Below are 21,297 nucleotides of genomic sequence, written 5' to 3'. Positions count from 1 at the left end.
TGCATTATTAATAATCTAATTTATGACCGATCGTAAGACGCGGCTGGCTGTCATCCTCATCACTTCACTGTTCTTTCTCTGGGGTTTTGCCCTCAATCTCAACCCCATCCTGATTCCGCATTTAAAAAAAGCCTGTCAGCTCAGCGACTTCCAGTCGGCCCTGATCGACTCCGCTTCCTACATTGCCTACTTCCTCATCGCATTGCCCGCCGGCCTTTTTATGAAGAAGTATGGATATAAGGCTGGTATCGCCTTTGGATTATTGCTTTTTGCCACTGGCTCATTTCTTTTTTACCCGGCGGCTGAAATGCGGCACTTCGGCTTCTTCCTGTTCGCATTGTTTGTGATTGCCAGCGGGCTCACCATGCTCGAAACCGCCGCAAATCCCTACATTACCGTCCTGGGCGACCCGGATTCGGCCACGCAACGGCTCAACTTTGCACAGTCGTTCAACGGCCTGGCGGCATTTCTGGCGCCGTTGATGGGCGGAAAATTCATTCTTTCCGGTAAAACACTCACCGACGCTGAGCAGCAGGCTATGTCGTCCGACCAGCTCAATGCTTACCTGAACGAAGAAGCATCGTCGGTGCAGGTTCCTTTCATTCTCATTGGATTGGTGGTATTGCTCGTAGCCGTGCTGATCTGGCGGACATCGCTTCCGGAAATCAAGGACGAGGAAGAAACGGAACAAAAACCGACCGGCTCCATCTGGGGTGAAAAGAACCTCATCCTCGGCACCATAGCACAGTTCTTTTACGTGGGCGCGCAGGTTTGCATCAGCAGCTTTTTTATCCGTTTCGCTGATCATGTGGCTGGCATTGATGAAAAAACGGCTGCATACCTGCTTTCGGGAGCATTGCTTGCATTTATGATCGGCCGGTTTATCGGCACATATCTGATGCGCTTCGTGGCACCTCCCAGGCTGCTCGCCATTTATAGCGTTGCGAACATCGTGCTCCTGATTATAGCCGTATTGACCGACGGTATGTTCTCGGTTTACGCATTGGTAGGCGTGGAATTCTTCATGTCGATCATGTTCCCGACGATTTTTGCATTGAGCATTCGCGGCTTGGGCGAGAAGACCAAAATCGGTTCTTCACTGGTAATCATGTCGATCGTCGGCGGTGCATTTTTCCCTGTCATTATGGGTCAGGTATCAGATATTTCGTCCATTCAAACGGCTTACATAGTCCCTGCGGTGTGTTTCCTCGTAGTACTATACTTCGCGATCCGCAACGGCTCAGTAAAGAACGTGACGCTGGGCACTTCACATTAACACCCAAATAATTGATTTATAAGTTTTTATATTAATAAAATGGATTTAAAACTTCAAAATAAGGTCGTTATCGTGACCGGCGGCGCCAAAGGCATCGGCGAGGGCATCGTACAGGTGCTGGCATCCGAAGGCGCGATCCCCGTGATCGTTGGAAGAAATGCGGAAGATAACCAAAAGGTGGTCGACGCGCTGGCGGCGGAGGGCAAAGAGTCGTTTCAGGTAGCCGCGGAACTCACACGCCCCGAAGATGCGGAGAAAGCAGTGAATGCCGTCCTCGAAAAATACGGCCGGATCGACGGCCTGGTGAACAATGCCGGCGCGAACGACGGCGTTGGGCTCGAAAATGGCACTTACGAAGGCTTTATCGCCTCTTTGCATAAAAACGTGGTGCATTATTACCTGATGGCGCATTATGCATTGCCTGCATTGAAGGCCTCGAAAGGATCGATCGTGAACATCAGTTCTAAAACAGCCGACACCGGCCAGGGCGGGACGTCGGCCTATGCCGCTTCCAACGGCGGTCGCAATGCGCTCACCCGTGAATGGGCGGTTGAATTGCTGAAATACGGCATCCGCGTGAACTCGGTGATCGTGGCTGAATGCTGGACGCCGCTCTACGAAAAGTGGATCGAAACATTGCCTAATCCGAAAGAAAAACTGGCGTCCATCACGGCCAACATTCCATTGGAAAACCGTATGACAACCGCCGAGGAAATCGCCAATATGTCGGTTTTCCTGCTTTCGGAAAGGTCCAGCCACACAACCGGCCAGCTCATTTACGTCGACGGCGGCTACGTCCACCTCGACCGCGCACTCGCCAATTCCTGATTTTTCGACAATGGAAATATTAGTTTGCAACACACCCGGCTCGTTTTCCTACGAACAAGCCGAAACACCGGTGGCAAAGCCGGGGCACACCCTATTGAAAATCAAGCGGATAGGCATCTGCGGCACCGACCTGCACGCTTTCGAAGGAACGCAGCCGTTTTTCAACTATCCGCGCATCCTCGGCCACGAGTTGTCCGGCGAAATTGTTGAAACGGATGCGCCGGGCTTTGTGCGCGGTGAAGCGGTAACTTTTGTGCCCTATTTCAATTGCGGGAAATGCGTGGCCTGCAGAAACGGCAAACCCAATTGCTGCACGAGCCTGAAAGTGTCCGGCGTTCATATCGACGGCGGGATGGCCGAATATCTGTCCGTCCCCTCCTACTCGCTTGTGCACGGCGACGGGCTAAGCTTCGACGAACTTGCGCTTGTAGAACCACTCGCGATAGGCGCGCATGGCGTGCGCCGCGCCGACGTGCACAAGGACGAATTTGTGCTCGTGGTAGGCGCCGGCCCCATTGGCCTGGGTGCGATGGAATTCGCACGAATTGCCGGCGGGAAGGTTATTGCGCTGGATATCAACGATCAGCGCCTGGCATTCTGCCGTGAGCGGATCGGTGTGGAACATACCGTTAACGGCCTCACCGAAGACGTGGCCCAGCGCCTGGCCGAAATCACAAATGGCGACATGCCGACGGTCGTGATTGACGCGACGGGCAACCTGCGCGCCATTAACTCCGCATTCGCCTACCTCGCTCATGGCGGCAGATATGTGCTCGTAGGCCTTCAAAAAGGTGAAATCGCATTTAGCCACCCCGAATTTCATAAACGGGAAGCTACCCTAATGAGCAGCCGCAACGCCACCCGCGCCGATTTCGAGCATGTGATCCACAGCATGAAAAACGGGCTGGTAGACCCAAAAACCTACATTACCCACCGCGTAGCCTTCGGGCAGGTGAAGGATGAATTCGAAAGCTGGCTCGATCCGGCGAATGGGGTGATTAAGGCGATGGTGGAGCTGGGTTAGTCGGTTTTTTGTCAGGTTTTGTCAAATGTTGTCAGGTTTGGTCGGGTGTTGTTGGGCGTGGTTAGTTGGTTTTTTTGTAGTTCAAAATCGCCCAGCTGTTCAGAATCGCGGCCATTAATGATACTATTCCCACATGCGGCAGCACATCTTTGAAACTGCTGCCTTTGAGAATGACCATCCGCATGACCTCGATCATGTAGCGCACCGGATTAATGCGCGTTATCGCCTTCGCCCATTCCGGCATACTATCAATAGAAGTAAACAGACCGCCCAGCAGTATAAACAGCATCATGAAAAAGAACATGATGAACATGGCCTGCTGCTGGGTGTCGCAAAACGTGGACACCAGCAAGCCGAAACCCAGAACGGCCAGCAGATACACCGAAATAAACGCATAGAGCGTCAGTAAACTTCCCACCGGCACGATCCCATATACGAACCGCGCCACCAGCAATCCTATCGTGAATACGATATTGGCCAAAACCCAGAAGGGAATCAGTTTACCCAATATAAAAATGTGCTTCTTAATCGGCGTGACGTTGATCTGTTCAATCGTGCCTATCTCTTTTTCCTTCACGATGTTCAATGCAGATAAGAACCCGCCGACCATCGTGACGAGGATGGCGAGGATGCCGGGGACGATAAAGACCTTGTAATTTAAAACCGGGTTGAACCAGTTGGAAGCCACCACGTCGATCATCGGAAACTGGCTGAAACGCGGCGGTGTGACGAGCTGCATCCGGATATCCGCATTGAAATCGCCGATAATGCTGCCCAGGTAGGAACCGCCCAGGCTGGCCTTGGTGCCGTTGATCGCATTCACGGCCACAAATAGCTTCTCGTGATCCTCACGAATGAGGTTTCTCTCAAAATCACTCGGAATTTCAAGGATCAGATCGGCCTCATCGGACTCGATAAGCCCGAATGCTTCGCGGAATGACGCATTGTAGCCCGTAAGCCGGAAGTAGCCCGATGCGACGATTTTGGAAATCAGTTTTTGGGAATAGGGCGACTTGTCGCGGTCGACAACGGATAGGTTAATGTTCCTCACCTCGTAATCAGCGGCCAGCGGCATGAGTATCAGCTGCACCATCGGCATGAAAAAGATCATCGCCACAATGGACTTGTCCCTGAAAATCTGCCTGAATTCTTTGCGTAACAAAAATCGTAATGTCCTCATTGCAAACGGATTTTAAAACTCTTCAAACTCACCAGCAGCAGAAACACGGTCATACCCAACAATATCAGCGTCTCTTTCCAAAGTGCCGAAAGGCCTAAACCTTTGATCATGATCGACTTAACGATGATGTAAAACCATTTGGACGGGACGATATTGGAAATGATCTGCAACGGCACCGGCACATTCTCGATCGGAAACAGGAAACCGCTGAACATCATCGTTGGCAGCAGCATGCCCATCAGCGAAATAAGCATCGCAATCTGCTGGGAATCAGTTTTGATAGAAATAAAAATACCCAGCGCCAGGCAGGTGATGATAAACAGCGTGCTTTCGGCGAACAGCAGCCCTACACTCCCTTTCACCGGCAAATCGAGCACAAAAACGCTGAGCAGCAGGATCGCCGTCACATTCACGAGCGATAATGCGAGGTACGGAAATGCCTTGGCAAAAATGACCAAAACCGGCTTGAACGGCGAAACAAGCAGGATTTCCATCGTACCCGTCTCCTTTTCGCGGACGATCGAAATGGCGGTCATCATCACCGAAACCAGCAGCAGCACCAGCGCCATTACGCCCGGCACAAAACCGTGCGCGCCTTTCAGCTGCGGGTTATAGAGCATCCGCACCTCCGGCGTGATCCGGTAGGGCATTTGCAGGTTTTCATTGAGCTGGTTCTGGTAATCGAGGATGATAGACGACAGGTAATTGGTGATCATGTTGGCCGTATTCACATCGCTGGCATCGGTAACGATCTGAACCTGAGCCTTATTGGTATGCAGCAAATCCGCATTAAAATTGGCCGGGAACACCACCACCGCCTTGATCTTGCCCTTCTGAAAGGTGCCTAGTATCTCCTTATGGCTTAATGCAGCCTGCCGGATATCGAAATACCGGCTCGCGCCGATCCTTGTCAGCAATGCCTGCGAGGCATCGTCCCTGGCATAATCCACGACGAGGATTTCCGAATCCTTTACCTCGTTGGTCAATGCGAAGCCGAAGATCAATATCTGTGCAATGGGCATTCCAAACAAAATCAGTAACGTGCGGCGATCGCGCAGCACGTGGTAAAATTCTTTTCTGACGAATGCGAGAAACTGTTTCATGGCTAATCCCCTCTTTTGGCGCCGCGGGCGAGTTGGTAAAACACTTCGTCCATCGAGCGCGCGTGAAAGCTGTTTTTCAGGTTCGCCGGCGTATCGAGCACTTCCATTTTACCATCCACCATAATGGATATACGGTTGCAATACTCGGCCTCATCCATATAATGTGTAGTCACGAAAACGGTAATGCCGCTATTGGCTGCCTCGTAGATCATGTCCCAGAACTGCCGCCGCGTCACCGGGTCCACGCCGCCGGTGGGCTCATCGAGGAACACGATTTTCGGCTCGTGCAGCACCGCCACCGAAAAAGAGAGCTTCTGTTTCCAGCCGAGCGGCAGCGAGGCCACCAGTTTGTTTGCCTCGCTTTTTAATCCGAGCCGTTCGAGCAGTTCTTCGGTTTTAGTTTGAATGCGTTTGTCGGAAAGTCCGTAAATGCCGCCGAAAAACTCGATGTTTTCCCGCACGGTCAGGTTTTCGTAGAGTGAAAACTTCTGGCTCATGTAGCCGATATTTTTCTTGATCTGCTCGGTTTGCGTGTACACATCGTACCCCGCAATGGTCGCCTGCCCCGAGCTGGGCGAAGATAGCCCGCATAGCATTCGCATGGCGGTGGTTTTGCCGGCCCCGTTCGCGCCGAGGAAGCCAAAAATCTCCCCTTTATGTACTTCGAATGTGATTTCATTGGTGGCGATAAAGTCGCCGAAGCGCTTGGTGAGCTTCTCGCAAACAATCACTTTGTCGTCCTGCATCATGACTGTGACGTTTTTAATGTAATAATTTGATAAATGAATCCTCGATCGTGACCTCCGCGTCTATCACTTCCACGCCCGTGAGGCCTTGCGCGCCCAGGTATGCCTGCAATGCGTGCGTATCCGCGTCGCGAAACGTAGCGTGTGCGTACTCGCCGAATGCGTAGCTATTGATAGTATCAGGATGGCCTTCCAGCACTTTCAGCAATTGGTACATTTCATTTGCTTTAATGGCCAGCAACCGGTCGGGATAGGCATTCACGATGTTTTGCGGCGTGTCGATCGACAGGATTTTGCCACCCTGGATCAGCGCAATGCGGTCGCAAAGCGAAGCCTCGTCCATGTAAGGCGTCGAAACGAGGATGGTAATCTGCTGTTCTCTCAGCCGCCTGAGCATTTCCCAGAACTCCTTCCGCGATACCGGGTCAACGCCCGTCGTGGGTTCATCCAGAAACAGTGTCGTGGGTTTATGTATCAATGCGCAGCATAATGCGAGCTTCTGCTTCATCCCACCAGACAGCTTTCCCGCACGCCGGTTTTTGAAAGGCTCGATCTGGACGTAAATGTCTTTGATCAAATGGTAGTTCTCCTCGATCGTAGTGCCGAAAACGGTGGCAAAGAATTGCAGGTTTTCCTCAATGGTAAGGTCCTGGTAGAGCGAAAATTTGCCTGGCATATAACCCACTGAACTGCGTATCTGCCTGAAATCCTCCACGATATCACGGCCATCCACGCTCGCAGAGCCGCCATCCGGCAGCAATAGCGTGGTCAGCATCCGGAAAATGCTCGTCTTGCCGGCCCCGTCCGGCCCTATCAGCCCGAACAGCTCGCCCTGGTTTACGGAAAACGACACATCGTCCACGGCCACGGTTTGCTCCTTGCCGTATGTTTTGACCAGATTTTTGACAACAACCGCTTCCATTATTTCAATGCTACTTCTCCGTACATGCCTATTTTCAGGTAACCGTCATTTTTCACGCGGATTTTCACCGCGTACACCAGGTTGGCGCGCTCGTCTTTCGTCTGGATGGTTTTCGGGGTGAATTCTGCCTTGCTGCTGATCCACTCGATGGTGCCCGGCAGCTCGCGGTAATGGCCACCGGCGCTATCTACCAGCACTTTCACCTGCTGATTGAGCTGAATGCCCGTCAGCTGGTCGCCGGTTACATAGGCCCGCAGGATAATCGTCGAGAGGTCGGCGATTTTGTACAAAGGCTTCCCTGCCGCCGCTACTTCATTGGCCTCGGCATATTTGGTGAGCACCGTCCCATTCACTTCGTTAACGATCCTGGACTTCGCCAGTTGGTCGTTGATCTGCTCGATCTGAACCACCAATGGCTGCACGTCGGCGCGCAGGCCGGAGGTTTGCGTTTTCAAAACAGACGTTTGCGCGGCATCCTGTTTGCGGATAACTTCCAGCTGCTTTTGCAACTCTTCCACTTGTGCATTCACGTCGTCCAGCTGCTTGGGCGTGGCGGCGTCGGCTTTCACCAGGTTTTGAATGCGTTTTTGCTCGTGCAGGAGATTGTCCAGGCGCACCTGCGAAACGGCGATTTGCTGCTTGTACACATTGGTTTGCGCTACAATGTCGGGCAGACGGCTGCCGGTCGCCCTGATTTGCGCTTCGAGCTGCTTTTTGCGTAAATACAATTGCAGGCTATCAATGTAACCCACCGTTTCGCCGGCCTTCAATGCCTGTCCTTCTTCCAGGCTAAGCGCCATAATGCGCCCCGTCGCCTCTGCCGACACGATCGTTTCCACGGCTTCAAACGTGCCCGAAGCGTCGTAAGGGTTCTCTTTTCCATTACAGGCGGCCGCGGCGGCAGCCAATATGAGCAGATAAGGATATGCTTTCATGATTGTTGTTTAAATGCTTATTCGATTGTTGTTCCCAGGGTATTGTCCAGATTGTACTGCGCCATCAGCAGCTGAATGCCGTGCAAGATTTTGTTCTGCCGCGCCTGGTCTTCCGCATTCACCTCGCGCAGGAAATCATTGGTGTTGATCACGCCGTTTTCAAGCTGCGCAGCCGCTGTTGTTTTAATGCTTTCGCGGAGGGTAATGAGCTCGTCGTCGGTGGTGAGCAGCTGGCGAAACCGGTCGAGCTCCGCGTGGTACTGCTTTGCATTAAGATGGGTGTTGAAAAGGAATGTCTCTTTTTGGAGCAGAATGGCGTCCCGGTTGTTGCGTACCAGCTCCCGGTCTTTCTTGATTGTATATAGGCCTGATAATGACCAGTTCAAACGTACGCCGGTAATATAATAGGGATCAAACCCATTGCTGAGGATGTTCAACGCCGGCCGGCCGTAACCGCCCTGAAAGAAGAAGTTAAGCTTCGGACGGTTGCGCACGTCAATCAGCTGCGACTGAATATCCAGGCTCCGGTTCTGCGCATCGTACAGTTCCAGCTCGGGGCGGTTGACCTCACCAGTTCCGGCGAGTTCCACCGGCTTTTCGAGTACCGCCGAATTTCCCAGCGGCTGTCCGGTCAGCAGCCCGAGCATTTCCAGGTAAGCCTTCCGGCTCGCATTCAGGTCGATGGCGCGCTGGTCGGCTTTCAATAGTTCCGCTTTCAATGTGTTGGCGTTGCTTTTAAATGCCGTCCCATTGTCGATCAATGCCTGCACTTTGCGTATGCCGAGGTGAATGTCCTTTTTCAGCAACTCGTTCTGTTTCAGCTGCTCGTCCAGCATGAGTATGCCAAAAAACAGCTGGTTCACCCGGTCGTTCAGCTTGTAGAGTTCAACTTCCAGCTTCCGGGCCTCCACCAGCGCACCAGCCTCGTGTGAGCGCACCTGCGTACGGACATTACCGCCGTCATAAATCGTCTGGTTCACTTCGCCGAACACCTTATACTGGTCCTTACTGATCCGCGGAAATTCCACGCCCGGAATCGCGACGGGCAGCCCGAACTCCGTCACGGCCGACTGGTAAGTAGCCTGGCCCTGCACCGTCAGCTGCGGTAAGAAGCCCTTCGAAGCATTGCTGACCGAATAGTCACGCGTTTTGTCGATCAACCCCTGCTGGCGGATCATCGGGTAATTGTTCCGGGCCAGCCGGTACGCCTCCCGGATATTCAGCGGGGCATCCTGCGCTTTCAAGTGGCTCACCCAGAGCACCAAACCACCTGCAATGATCATTATTTTACATACATTAATCATTTTATTTATTCGTTTTATTTAATCATTTGATTAATTATTGGGTAAAAAAATGGAGATTCTGTCGCTCTCCAGATGTCCGTCAGGAATGGTCGAGCATCAGCTTCATCCACGCCGGGATCAGCTTTTTCCGCTGCTCCATCAGCTGGCGGTAGTTTTCTTCGCTACCGAGGATCGGCTGTAAAACCGGCTTCGCTACAAATGGGAACAGGTTCATCCCCAGAAGGTTCATCAAGAAATGGATCGGATTAATATCGGTTTTGCGTTCGCTCAGCTGCTTCACGAAAACCGATTCCCGCAGCAGCTTTTGGGCTTGCAAGCGGTTCGAAAGCTGATCGGGATTGTTGCGGATCTCGCTCAGCACGAAAATCGGCAGGTCGGGATGTTCGAGGAGCATATTAATGTAGTTCTCCGTGATCTTTTCAAGCTTCTCTTCCAGCGTCGTCGAGGCGTCATTCAGGATCGGCACCAGTACGCCGAAGAGCTTATCGATCCGCTCCGCCATCACGATCTGGAAAAGCTTTTCCTTGCTCCGGAAATAGTAGTTGAGCAGCGCCAGGTTAATGCCCGCCTCCTCGGCGATATCCCTCGTACGCGCATTGCCGTAACCTTTCTTGGTAAATACCACGCCCGCCGCTTCCTTGATCTTCTCTTCGGTACTCAGGTCCAGTGCCTCTTTCTTCGCTTTCGCCATTTCAGTTTTCCATTGATGTGTCAAATGTACAAGCCGTTTTTGATTTAACCAAAATATTTAAACAAATGATTAAATATTTTGGTTAAAAGTCAATAAACCCACTGGTCAGCATATCAAAAAGCTCGCTGTCATAGCATTGCATTTTTTCTTAACTTTTGCCAACATAACCTAAGCTTGCTTTAATCGATCACATCCCATGACCACTTCCCTGGCCCGGAAATGGCTGCCCGGCATATTATTCCTATCGGCGCAGCTCATCAACACGGTTTACGAGCTCACCCAGGACACCCGCACTGTCTCCTGGGCGCCGCACACCACGCAGGTTTTTTACCGCCTCGAAGCGTTTCGCCACGGCATTCCCTGGCAAAAAGAGGCCGTGGAGGCCCGGTACGGCATCGCGCAATCGCAATGGGAAGCGCACGCGGAGGGCAATCTGCGCCGACTGGTAGAGACGGTCGAAAAGCAAACCGCCGGTAATCCCGACAGCGTCAGGATCTTTTACCGCCGCAACGGAGCGCCCGAGCGTGTTTTTGTTTGGAAAGCAAGCCTGTAAGCCTCATGCACCCACATTGGAACCCATTTTATATCAAAGAAAAAGCGGTGGTGCCGGAGCTTGTCCTGGCGGTGCGGCTGCTGGCGTGTTACCTGCTGCTCACGGGTGAAGTGCCGTTCAATGGCAGTCAGGGTACCGGGCGCTTTTATCCGCTGGTCGGCTTCCTTGGCGACTTCGGTAGCGATGCGCAGTTCAATGCGGGCATCAGGCTGGTGTTTCTTATCGGCATTGCCATCGTTTTGTGTTCGCACTGGGTGCGCCTGGGGGCATTGCTGGTCGGACTGAGCTTTGCTACCGGCCTGCTGTCTTGCCAAACCTGCATTTCGGTGGCTCACCTGTTTACGGGCTGCATGTTCCTCTGCACGGCATTGAGCAACCGGGTGACGGGCACCGACATCGTGCGGTTCCAGCTGGTGGTGCTCTACCTCGGCGCCGATCTCAACAAAATCTTCGACGCCGACTGGTGGACGGGCGCAAGCATGGAAACACTGCTCGTCACGAAGCATCAGATTCCCCCCTACATGGCCGTGGCAGCGCTCTTCCCGCCGGGCTTTATGTCGCAGATCACGGGTATCAGCGTGATCCTTCTGCAACTGGGCATTGCGATATTGCTTTTAAAACGGGAAAGGGTTGCCTATGCCGTGTTTTTAGCGCTGTTGCTGCATTTGCCGATGGTCGTCCTGATGCACATTACATTCGGGCCGTTCGTGTTTGCGCTCGTGACGGCTTACGGCTCGCAATTTACCTGGCCCGCGCGGCTGGCCTGCGACGATCGCCTGCACAGTCCGGCGGTGGTGCGGTTACTGAAAAAACTGGATTTCAATGACCAGCTGGCCGATTGCCCGGCTGCCGGCCGGGATTTGTTTATCCGCTGGGTGCGAACGGGGATTGATTTTATTTCGCATCCCGTCGTGCTCTTCCTGGCCATGCTGCTGGTGGTACTACTGATACGTTACGGGCAGCTTGTGCTGCTGTCGGTTTTGGTGATTGCGGCGGCGTGTATCTACGCGTGGCCTCAGCGCGGACGGGCACCGGCAAAGCCGTCGGCTGCGGAACGATCCTCGTCCGTTAATTTTTAGTTTGAAGTTCTCTCCGAAAACCTGTTGAAATATTAATTACCCTCTTAATTTTGTGGTTGCTTTGAGCTTAACTACTCTTCAAAGCATTGGAATAGGAACAACTTTCATGAAGAAAATCCGTAATTTTTGCATTATTGCCCATATTGATCACGGGAAAAGTACCCTGGCGGACCGTTTGCTGGAATTTACCAAAACAGTATCCCAGCGCGAAATGCAGGCGCAGCTCCTGGACAATATGGACCTGGAACGCGAAAGAGGCATCACCATCAAGAGCCACGCGATCCAGATGAACTATGTTTATAAAGGAGAAGAGTACATACTGAACCTGATCGACACCCCGGGGCACGTCGACTTTTCGTACGAAGTTTCCCGTTCCATTGCTGCCTGCGAAGGCGCATTGCTGCTCGTGGATGCTTCGCAAGGCACCGAGGCGCAAACGATCTCTAACCTCTACCTGGCGATCAACCACGACCTGGTGATCATCCCGGTACTGAACAAAATAGACCTTCCGGGCGCTATGCCGGAGGAAATCAAGGACGAGATGGTGGACCTGCTCGGCTGCGACCGCGGCGACATTATCCCGGCCAGCGGAAAGGAAGGAATCGGCATCGAGGACATCCTCAACGCAATCGTAGAACGCATTCCCGCGCCGGTGGGCAATCCCGATGGCCCATTGCAGGCTTTGATCTTCGATTCGGTTTTCAATTCCTACCGGGGTATCGAGGTTATCTTCCGGGTGAAAAACGGAAGCATCCGCAAAGGCGACAAAGTAAAGTTTATGGCGACCGGCAAGGAATATATCGCCGACGAAATCGGCACGCTCGGTTTGCAGCAGATCCCGAAGCAAGTGGTGGAATGCGGCGACGTAGGCTACCTGATTTCGGGAATTAAAGTTGCCAAAGAAGTAAAAGTGGGCGACACGTTCACGCACATCGACCGCCCTGCCAGCGAGGCCATTGTTGGCTTCTCGGAAGTGAAGCCGATGGTTTTTGCGGGCATTTACCCCGTGGATACCAGCGAGTTCGAGGAACTCCGCGAGGCGATGGAGAAATTGCAGCTGAACGACGCGGCGTTGGTTTGGGAACCGGAAACATCCGCAGCATTGGGCTTCGGGTTCCGTTGCGGCTTCCTCGGAATGCTGCACATGGAAATCGTGCAGGAGCGCCTGGAACGCGAGTTCGACATGACCGTGATCACGACCGTACCGTCGGTACAGTTCCGCGTACTTACGACCAAAGAAAAGTTACTGAATATCAGCGCGCCGTCGGAAATGCCGGAGCCGAATTTCATTAAATACATTGAAGAACCCTATATTAATGCACAGATCATCACAAAATCGGACTACATCGGACCGATCCTGAATTTGTGTATGGATAAGCGGGGTATTCTCAAAAACCAGATTTACCTCACCGCCGAACGTGTGGAACTGCAATTCCTGATCCCGCTGGCGGAAGTGGTTTTCGACTTTTTTGATAAACTCAAAACCATTTCGCGTGGCTACGCTTCACTCGACTACGAGCTGGCAGGCTACCAGGAATCCGACATGGTGAAGCTGGACGTGATGCTCAACGGCGAAGCTGTGGATGCGTTGTCGGCCATTGTTCACCGGTCCAAATCCTATGAATGGGGCAAGAAACTCTGCGAAAAACTGCGCGAGCTGATCCCGCGCCAGATGTTCGAGATCGCCATTCAAGCGGCCATCGGCCAGAAAATCATCGCCCGCGAGACTGTGAAGGCAATGCGGAAGGACGTTTTGGCCAAATGTTATGGCGGTGATATTTCGCGGAAACGCAAGCTTCTTGAAAAACAGAAGAAAGGAAAGAAAAGAATGCGGCAGGTTGGTAGCGTAGAAATTCCTCAGGAAGCATTTATGGCTGTTTTGAAAATCAACTAATCGTCACTTTATGAGCGCAAAATACCGGCAATATTGTCTCTCAGCGATGTTGTCGGTATTTTTTCTTTATCATGCGCCCTATATTCTTCTTGGTCAGCGCGCATATTTCAATGCATTCGATTCGCTCGACTCCTTCGTCGTATGGTACCGGGTTGTTACCCAGCAAGGTTATGCCTGGGCACCTCCCTACGCAATCATAGAACCTTTTCTGGGCGGAGTACCGAAATTCACGCTGGTAACCACTTACAACATTTATTATTGGCTAAACCTCGTTTTGCCGACCTTCGAGGCTTACCGTTTCTACATTATATTCATTAGTGCTTTTGCCCTGCTGGGCATGTGGCTCCTTTGCCGGCGCCACCTCGGGTTAAATGAATGGACATCCGCCTTTCTGGCGCTTTCGTTTGCATTCACCCCATTCCTGCCAACCTGGGGCCTTAGCATCGCCGGGCAACCGCTCCTACTTTTTGCCATTCTCAATATCCGCAATGGCAAACCCGGCAAATGGGACTGGCTCATCGTGGGTGCTTTCCCGTTTGCGTCTAATTTTCAGTCCGCAGGTGTTTTTATGCTTTTCGCATTAGGCGTGCTCATCGCGCACGACATCGTAATGAAATTGCCATATCGCCGCCTGCTGCTTGCATTCGTCGTTTTGCTGGCAGTTTACATTGTTACGAAAATAGATTTGATCCAAAATCTGCTGGGAGGCGAAGGTTTTGAGTCGCACCGAATGGAAATGCGTCGTTTTCCGGCTTCGCGGCTGAAAGTATTTGCGAGGTATTTCCTGCTGGGCAACATAGACGTAGCGTTATCCCTGCACACATTTATACTGCTGCCGCTGATCTGCACAGTATATGTAGTTTTTGCTTTTCGTGAAAAGCGTCTTCCCAAAGGCCTCACTGCGACGTTACTCATCATCACATCGATTTGCCTGTATATAGCCGTATTACAATGGGAATTTATGGTTAACCTGCGTAATCAGTCGGACCTGCTGCGCATGTTCAGTATGGACAGGTTTCATATTTTCCTGCAATTGTTATGGCATGTCGCGGCAGCACAGGCTATTCTTTTAATTTCGACTGCTTACCGCAATCGCATCGTCGCCGCCGTCGCAATGGCTCAACTTCTCATCTGCTTTGCGTACCAACCTACCTATTACGAGCGGATTGTAAAGTCATTCATAAGGATTGTCCCCTACCATTACATCTTCACCTACGAAGATTATTATGCCGAGCGCATGTTCGGGGATATCAGGTCTTACATTAAAAAGCCGGTGCAAACTTACCGCGTGGCGAGCATCGGAATCCCTCCTGCAATTGCTCAGTACAATCAGCTGTGGACCATTGATGGTTATTCCAGCAATTATCCTCTTTCCTACAAAAAGAAATTCAGGAAAATTATCGCGGCAGAACTTGAAAAAAGTGAAGGCAACCGAGGCTTCTTCGACTTTTGGGGCAGCATGTGCACAATCCTTTACGACCAGGGACTCTCCTACTACGAGCCTTACATGACCCGCTCGAAAGCGCCAGCCAGCCGCGACATCGTCCTTTCGCACGCGGCTTTGAGAGGTCTGCATTGCGACTACATTTTGTCTGCTGAAAACATCCGGACTCCCGAAAAATCGGGGTTGAGCAAACTGGCTATTTTTAACTCCCCGCTGTGGCGCGTCCATCTCTACGAAGTCGCTAAGGGTGAGTGACGTATACTGATCGCACACTATTTTCTGACGGTTACGAAGACATCGCTAAAATTTATTGCGCTTGCCCGTATTTTCCTTTATATTCAATGCGATATGAACCAGCGCCTTTCCTATGAGCATTGTCGTTTCCACCATCAAGTTTCACAACAACCAGCAACTCGATTATTTCGGGCATAAGATCAAGCAAACCATGATCCCTGTTTCGTCCCCGTACGTGCGCAGGCATGTGAAGGAAGTGATCGATTTCGCCGGGATCAAAAAGTCGGACCGGATCATCGACGTGGCTTGCGGGATGGGTAAATACACACTCAGCTTTCTGGCGCAGGGCTACAAGGTGGAAGGCCTCGATCTTTCGCCGTTTCTCTTGCAGCAGTTGCTGGTGTACAACGATAATAAATTTCCGGTAAAACTGCACGCTGCCGACATTCTGGACGCGCCCGAGGAGCTGAACGAGCAGTTCGATGTGGTAATGGGTTTTATGGCTTTGCACCATTTTCACAGCCTGCATGCATGCTTCCAGGCCATGCACCGGATCGCAAGGCCGGGTGCCAAGCTGGTATTCCTCGAACCAAATGCATACAACCCCCTCTATTATCTGCAAATCGCATTTACACCGGGCATGTCGTGGGAAGGCGACAAAGGTGTGGCGGACATGACCAAAAAGAAACTGTTCGACGCTATGGCTTACGCCGGTTGGAGCAATCCGAAGATCAAACGCTTCGGGTTTTACCCGCCGTTCCTGGCCAACAGCGGGTTTGGGCAAAAAAGCGAGCCGGTGCTGGAAAAAATTCCGGGGCTGAACAGCTTTTTGCCATTTCAGATTATCACGGCAGAAAAACGATAATGGGAAACAGCAGGGAAAACTGGATCGTTTCGTACCCCGACGATGGCAATTCGGTCTGTTTTGATATGGAAGACATCTCGTTCTGGTACCAGCACCGGAACGAATGCCTCGTAGAAGCGATGAAGGCCTGCCAGTTCCCCAAAGACTTTCTGGACATTGGCGGCGGCAACGGCATCACAGCCCTCGCCATGCAGAATGCGGGCTACGACGTCACCTTGGTGGAACCATACGCAACCGGCATCGAAAACGCCCGGAAGCGCGGAATACGGTCAACCATGCAAAGCACGCTCGAAGATTATGTCAAACAAGCTTCGGGAGAGGCCCCGGCGGCCGGCTTTTTCGATGTCATGGAACACATTGAGGACGATGCGGCTTTCCTGAAAAATATCAATCTGCTGCTCGCTCCCGGGGGCCAGATCATGCTCACGGTGCCGGCATTCAGCAGCCTTTGGTCCGAAAACGATGTCCAGCTGGGGCATTACAGAAGATATACCCTGCCCCGGCTCACCGGTTTGCTGGCCAAAGCGGGATTTGAAGTAACCTATCGAACCTACTTCTTCTCGCTCGTGTGGGCACCGATGTGGCTGGCACGCGTGCTGCCGGAGAAGTTTGGGATTAAAAAGAACAATACGCCCGAGAAGAAGCGAAATGAGCATATGGCGGGCCGTCCGGCCACAGCGAACCTGCTGCGGAAGTTGCTGAGCTGGGAGGCCAAGGCCATTAGGAATAAACGCAGGATACCGTTCGGTACCAGTTGTCTGATCGTAGCACGTAAAACAAAAGATTTGTGAGCCAACTTTTACGCCAAACAGACCATTTTCAGCTATTCCTGTTCACCACCGACCCTGCGATGGTCAGGAAGGCAATATCGGCCGGGGTGGACGGCATTATCGTAGACTGGGAAAACCAGGGTAAAAAACTCCGGCAGGAAAACTTCGACACGCAGATCAACTATGATACTTACGACGACCTCTGCCGGGTGAGGGAAGTAACGCCGTCGGGCAGGCTGATATGCAGGATCAACGGCTTTTCGGAAGAGCATACACCCGTGGAAGTGGATATGGCCCTGCGCGCGGGCGCCGACGAGATTTTCCTTCCCATGGTCCGCAATATCCGCGAAGCACGCCAAACCTGCGACATGATCGCCGGCCGCACCGGTTTCAGCATCCTCATCGAAACCGCCTCCGCCCTCGAATGCATGAATGAACTCAGCAGCCTGCCGCTTCGCCGCGCCTACGTAGGCCTGAACGACCTGCATATCCAGCAAAACAGCAAAAACATTTTTGTGCCGCTCATGAATGATACCGTCGCGAACATCCGGCGGAATTTCCAGATTCCCCTCGGTGCGGGCGGCGTTACCTATCCGCCCAGCGGCATGCCCATTGCCAGCCAATACCTGATTAATGAGTACGCGCGACTCGGCATCGATTTCAGTTTCCTCAGGCGCACATTCATCAGGGACCATGCCCTGCATTCGATGGAACACATGGTGCAGCAAATCCGCCAATCCTACCAAATAGCAGCCAGCCGGTCCGGCGAAGAGGTTGCCGCAGACTTCCAGAAGTTCCGGCAGCTCGTGGACAGCTGGACGACCAATCCCGCGTACATATGATCCTTTTGATGTACGAGCCCATCGAGGCACATTTGGAACGACTGAAACAAATCGCGACGGGGCATGACATTGTGATCGCACATTCGGAAGAAGAGGCGAAAGCGCTGATTACGGACGCGGAAATCGTGTTAGGCAACCGGTATTTCATCCAAAGCCTGCCATTCGCCCGCCAACTTCGGTGGATGCAATCCAATTCCGTAGGCGTAGACATCATCCTCACCGAAAAACAGCGACTGATTGATCAAAACATCACATTAACCTGCTCCCGGGGCATATACGACGCCGAACTTGCAGAGCACACCATCACCCTTTTACTCACACTTTTCCGCCAAATACACCGGCTGAGGGATGAGCAACACGACACCCGCTGGCAGCGCCACCGGCTGCGCACACTCCACGGAAGCCGCTGCCTGATCCTCGGCTGGGGCAGTCTCGGAAAAGAGATAGCGCGGCTCGCTTCGGCAATGGGTGCGCAGGTTTCGGCCGTGCGGAACCAGCCGGATGACTCGCAAGACGATTCCATACACGTGTTTGGCAGCAAAACATGGCAACGCGCGCTCGCCGAAACCGACGCATTGATCATTTGCCTTCCCAAAACTGCCGACACCCACCATTTCGTAAACAAATCCGTCCTCGAACAGCTTCCAGCGTCCGCATTTGTCGTCAACATCGGCCGCGGCGGCACGCTCGACGACGATGCGTTGTGGGAAATGGTGCATGCGGGACGCCTGGCAGGTGCCGCGCTCGACGTGTTCGAACAGGAGCCGCTTCCTGCAACCCATCCGATCTGGCGGGAGCCGAATATCATGGTCAGCCCGCACGTAGGCCGGAGTCTCGAAGGCCCGGTTTACAAATGGCAGCCCCTTTTTGAGCAAAATCTCGCGAGATATCTCCGCGGAGAACCGCTGTTGAATGTCGTTAATTATGATAAAGGTTATTAATGCTCAGCATCGTCGTTCCCGTATATAAAAGCGCCTCCACACTCGAAGCACTTCACGAGCGCATCAGCCAAATGGCGGCAAATATGCCCTGCGAGGTGGTGTATGTCAATGACGCCTCTCCCGACCATTCGCTTTCAATCCTGCGGTCGCTGCCGCCTGCCGTGCCCTTCCATATCGTAAACCTGAAAACCAATGCCGGGCAGAGCGCCGCGCTGATTGCAGGCATGGCGTTCGCACGTGGGGAAATGATCGCCACGATGGATGCCGATTTGCAGGACGAGCCCGAAAACCTTTCCCTGCTCATGAGCGCCATGCGACCGGATACCGATGTTGTTTTTGCCCAACGGCAGGGGCAATACGAATCGCCGGGCAGGCTCTTCACCTCATTTCTCTTCAAAGGAATGGTCCATTTGGTATCGCGCAGGCGCATTCCGATGAACGCCGGGCTTTTTATGGTAATCCGGCGGGAGGCTGCATCGCGGTTTCTTCCCTATCTGAGCCGGCAGCCCTACCTCATCGGCCTCATCGCAAAAACCGGCCTGCGATGCGCCAGCGTGGGTGTGGAACGCCCGAGAAATGCGCAGCAGGAGACTTCCTATACGTTCCGAAAACGGATGCGTGTTGCGGCGAGTTTTTTCAGGACCATGCGGCTGGATCATTCCCAGGCGGAAGAATCGGCCCGGGAATGGCTTAATTCACATCTTTTGGCAGATCATTCCTATATTGCCGAAAAACAATAAACAACAGGCTGAATTCCGGCATTCACGTAGCATTAATTGCCTCAAAGCCATTACCGCAGGTTATACCACTGATTATCAAGCGGTACCCGGACGATATTTTTCACAAAATCGCAAGCGGCACACGGAGGGGGGAATTTTATGATATGAAAAATCTCTCCTATTCACCTTTTATTGTAATTTTGACTGAAATCTGAATTTCGACTAAGAACAAAAAATACCTTAACAAGCGATATGGCAGAAGTAATTCGTATGCCCAAAATGAGCGACACCATGGAAGAAGGTGTTATCGCGGAATGGCACAAAAAAGTAGGCGATAAAATTAAATCCGGTGAAGTGATTGCTGAGGTGGAAACCGACAAGGCGACTATGGACCTGGAATCTTACTGGGACGGTACCCTTCTTTACATCGGCGTGAAAAAAGGCGATGCAGTACCTATCGACGGTATCATGGCGATCGTAGGCAACGAAGGCGAAGACTACCAGTCGCTGCTCGACGGTGCCAGCAATGGCAACGGCGCTGCTACCGCACCTGCCAAAGAAGAGTCGGCACCCGCTCCTAAGGAAGAAGCTCCCGCTGTGGAAACCATTGACGCACAAAGCGCGCCGGCAGCGAAACCTGCACCCGCTCCTGCATCTACCGAGAAAATTAATGCTGCGGTAGTGCGTATGCCGAAAATGAGCGATACCATGGAAGAAGGTACGCTGGTTTCATGGCAGAAAAAAGTAGGTGATAAAGTAAAATCAGGCGATATCCTGGCCGAAGTCGAAACCGACAAGGCTACGATGGAGCTCGAAGCATACGAGGACGGCACATTGCTTTTCGTAGGCATTAAAGAAGGCGAAGCAGTTCCTGTGGACGCGATCATCGCCGTAATCGGTGAAGAAGGTGCGAATGTAGAAGCATTGCTGGCCCGCGAAAACGGCGAAGCGCCTGCGGAAGCGGAAGCAGCTCCGGCACAAGCAGCCACTTCGGCACCGACTGTAAATGGCTCCGATAAAGCCGTTTCAGTAGCTGACTCCGGTGACCGTGTGAAAGCATCGCCCCTGGCGAAACGCCTGGCCGACGAAAAAGGCATTAACCTGAGCGAAGTGTCAGGAAGCGGCGACAACGGACGCATCGTAAAACGCGATGTTGACGAATTTAAGCCTGCCGCACAGGCATCGGCTCCTGCTGCTGCCCCCGCACAAACTGCTCCGGCTGCCAAAGCCGAGGCTGCTCCCGCTGCGGCTGCCCCTGCATCAGGCGACTTTACCGATACGCCAATCTCGCAAATGCGTAAAACCATTGCACGCCGCCTGAGCGAAAGCTTGTTCACTGCGCCTCACTTCTACGTGACCATGGAAATCAACATGGACAAGGCAATGGCACTCCGCCCGCAGCTGAACGAAGTGGCTACCGCGAAGATCTCATTCAACGACATGGTGATCAAAGCATGCGCCGTGGCATTGAAAAAACATCCTGCCGTAAACTCCGCGTGGCTGGGTGACAAAATCCGGAAATACAATTATGTCAACATCGGTGTAGCCGTGGCAGTGGACGAAGGTTTGCTCGTGCCGGTAATCCGCGAGGCTGACAAGAAAACGCTTTCTGCCATTTCAGGCGAAGTAAAAGACCTGGCCGGCAAAGCGAAAGATAAAAAACTGCAACCGAAAGACTGGGAAGGCAACACATTCTCGGTGTCGAACCTCGGAATGTTCGGTGTAGACGAATTTACAGCGATCATCAACCCGCCGGATTCCTGTATCCTGGCGATCGGTGCGATCAAGAAAGTGGCTGCTTTCAAGGAAGATGGAACGGTTTACCCGACCAACATCATGAAAGTGACGCTTTCCGCCGACCACCGCGTGGTAGATGGCGCAACTGCTGCCCAGTTCCTTTTGACAGTGAAAAAACTGTTGGAAGAGCCAATGAGCATGCTGGTTTAA

General features: G+C 52.6%; 20 protein-coding genes. 13 read left to right on the top strand and 7 right to left on the bottom strand.

Annotation, left to right across the window (positions count from 1 at the left end; all coding sequences use genetic code 11):
• Positions 1-22 precede the first annotated feature (22 nt).
• The 3 genes from fucP to DFER_RS28160 are packed head-to-tail and all read left to right on the top strand — an operon-like array spanning position 23 to position 3,128.
• Positions 23-1,276: an L-fucose:H+ symporter permease gene (fucP, locus tag DFER_RS28170; protein ID WP_015815074.1), complete on the top strand. Its 1,254-nt coding sequence runs from the start codon at positions 23-25 to the stop codon at positions 1,274-1,276.
• A gap of 39 nt (positions 1,277-1,315) precedes the next feature.
• Entirely contained in the window at positions 1,316-2,104 is a 789-nt protein-coding gene (locus DFER_RS28165; protein ID WP_015815073.1) for an L-fucose dehydrogenase, read from the top strand.
• 10 nt (positions 2,105-2,114) lie between these two features.
• Positions 2,115-3,128 carry a zinc-binding alcohol dehydrogenase family protein gene (locus DFER_RS28160; RefSeq protein WP_015815072.1) on the top strand — a complete coding sequence of 338 codons (1,014 nt, stop codon included), beginning with the start codon at positions 2,115-2,117 and terminating at the stop codon, positions 3,126-3,128.
• A 61-nt stretch (positions 3,129-3,189) separates the two neighbouring features.
• Here DFER_RS28160 and DFER_RS28155 read toward each other — a convergent pair whose 3' ends face one another.
• From DFER_RS28155 to DFER_RS28125, 7 genes are all read right to left on the bottom strand, one after another.
• Positions 3,190-4,308, bottom strand: coding sequence for an ABC transporter permease (locus DFER_RS28155; protein ID WP_015815071.1), 1,119 nt, complete (start codon positions 4,306-4,308; stop codon positions 3,190-3,192).
• Entirely contained in the window at positions 4,305-5,411 is a 1,107-nt protein-coding gene (locus DFER_RS28150) for an ABC transporter permease (protein WP_015815070.1), read from the bottom strand. Before DFER_RS28150 ends, DFER_RS28155 begins: the two co-directional genes overlap by 4 nt.
• Before the next feature lie 2 nt (positions 5,412-5,413).
• Positions 5,414-6,160 carry an ABC transporter ATP-binding protein gene (locus DFER_RS28145; RefSeq protein ID WP_015815069.1) on the bottom strand — a complete coding sequence of 249 codons (747 nt, stop codon included), beginning with the start codon at positions 6,158-6,160 and terminating at the stop codon, positions 5,414-5,416.
• Positions 6,161-6,173: 13 nt separating this feature from the next.
• The gene (locus DFER_RS28140) at positions 6,174-7,079 is read right to left on the bottom strand and encodes an ABC transporter ATP-binding protein (protein WP_015815068.1); all 906 of its coding nucleotides are present in this window, start codon (positions 7,077-7,079) and stop codon (positions 6,174-6,176) included.
• On the bottom strand, positions 7,079-8,014 hold the full coding sequence (locus DFER_RS28135; RefSeq protein WP_015815067.1) for an HlyD family secretion protein: 936 nt from the start codon (positions 8,012-8,014) through the stop codon (positions 7,079-7,081). The genes DFER_RS28140 and DFER_RS28135 overlap by 1 nt, the downstream gene beginning before the upstream one ends.
• A 17-nt stretch (positions 8,015-8,031) precedes the next feature.
• A complete protein-coding gene (locus DFER_RS28130; protein WP_015815066.1) occupies positions 8,032-9,297 on the bottom strand; it encodes a TolC family protein in 1,266 nt (421 codons plus the stop codon).
• Between the two features lie 100 nt (positions 9,298-9,397).
• Positions 9,398-10,009 carry a TetR/AcrR family transcriptional regulator gene (locus tag DFER_RS28125; RefSeq protein WP_015815065.1) on the bottom strand — a complete coding sequence of 204 codons (612 nt, stop codon included), beginning with the start codon at positions 10,007-10,009 and terminating at the stop codon, positions 9,398-9,400.
• 196 nt (positions 10,010-10,205) lie between these two features.
• On the opposite strand from DFER_RS28125, the gene DFER_RS28120 reads away from it, so the two are divergent.
• From DFER_RS28120 to DFER_RS28075, 10 genes are all read left to right on the top strand, one after another.
• Complete coding sequence (locus DFER_RS28120) at positions 10,206-10,562, top strand: hypothetical protein (protein ID WP_015815064.1); 357 nt, start codon at positions 10,206-10,208, stop codon at positions 10,560-10,562.
• A 5-nt stretch (positions 10,563-10,567) separates the two neighbouring features.
• Positions 10,568-11,641: an HTTM domain-containing protein gene (locus DFER_RS28115; protein WP_015815063.1), complete on the top strand. Its 1,074-nt coding sequence runs from the start codon at positions 10,568-10,570 to the stop codon at positions 11,639-11,641.
• 106 nt (positions 11,642-11,747) lie between these two features.
• On the top strand, positions 11,748-13,535 hold the full coding sequence (gene lepA, locus DFER_RS28110; protein ID WP_015815062.1) for a translation elongation factor 4: 1,788 nt from the start codon (positions 11,748-11,750) through the stop codon (positions 13,533-13,535).
• Between the two features lie 10 nt (positions 13,536-13,545).
• The gene (locus tag DFER_RS28105; RefSeq protein ID WP_015815061.1) at positions 13,546-15,234 is read left to right on the top strand and encodes a DUF6044 family protein; all 1,689 of its coding nucleotides are present in this window, start codon (positions 13,546-13,548) and stop codon (positions 15,232-15,234) included.
• 112 nt (positions 15,235-15,346) lie between these two features.
• Positions 15,347-16,078: a class I SAM-dependent methyltransferase gene (locus DFER_RS28100; RefSeq protein WP_015815060.1), complete on the top strand. Its 732-nt coding sequence runs from the start codon at positions 15,347-15,349 to the stop codon at positions 16,076-16,078.
• Entirely contained in the window at positions 16,078-16,869 is a 792-nt protein-coding gene (locus tag DFER_RS29430) for a class I SAM-dependent methyltransferase (protein WP_015815059.1), read from the top strand. The genes DFER_RS28100 and DFER_RS29430 overlap by 1 nt, the downstream gene beginning before the upstream one ends.
• Positions 16,866-17,690 carry an aldolase/citrate lyase family protein gene (locus tag DFER_RS28090; RefSeq protein ID WP_143828841.1) on the top strand — a complete coding sequence of 275 codons (825 nt, stop codon included), beginning with the start codon at positions 16,866-16,868 and terminating at the stop codon, positions 17,688-17,690. The genes DFER_RS29430 and DFER_RS28090 overlap by 4 nt, the downstream gene beginning before the upstream one ends.
• A complete protein-coding gene (locus DFER_RS28085) occupies positions 17,687-18,631 on the top strand; it encodes a D-2-hydroxyacid dehydrogenase (RefSeq protein WP_015815057.1) in 945 nt (314 codons plus the stop codon). The genes DFER_RS28090 and DFER_RS28085 overlap by 4 nt, the downstream gene beginning before the upstream one ends.
• Positions 18,631-19,371 (top strand): glycosyltransferase family 2 protein, encoded by a 741-nt coding sequence (locus DFER_RS28080; RefSeq protein ID WP_015815056.1) that lies wholly within the window; start codon positions 18,631-18,633, stop codon positions 19,369-19,371. Before DFER_RS28085 ends, DFER_RS28080 begins: the two co-directional genes overlap by 1 nt.
• Before the next feature lie 231 nt (positions 19,372-19,602).
• Positions 19,603-21,297 carry a pyruvate dehydrogenase complex dihydrolipoamide acetyltransferase gene (locus DFER_RS28075; RefSeq protein WP_015815055.1) on the top strand — a complete coding sequence of 565 codons (1,695 nt, stop codon included), beginning with the start codon at positions 19,603-19,605 and terminating at the stop codon, positions 21,295-21,297.

Source organism: Dyadobacter fermentans DSM 18053, from assembly GCF_000023125.1.
In the GTDB taxonomy this organism is placed as follows: Bacteria; Bacteroidota; Bacteroidia; order Cytophagales; family Spirosomataceae; genus Dyadobacter; species Dyadobacter fermentans.
Note: the sequence above shows the minus strand (reverse complement) of the source record. Positions and strands in the feature narration are given on the sequence as shown.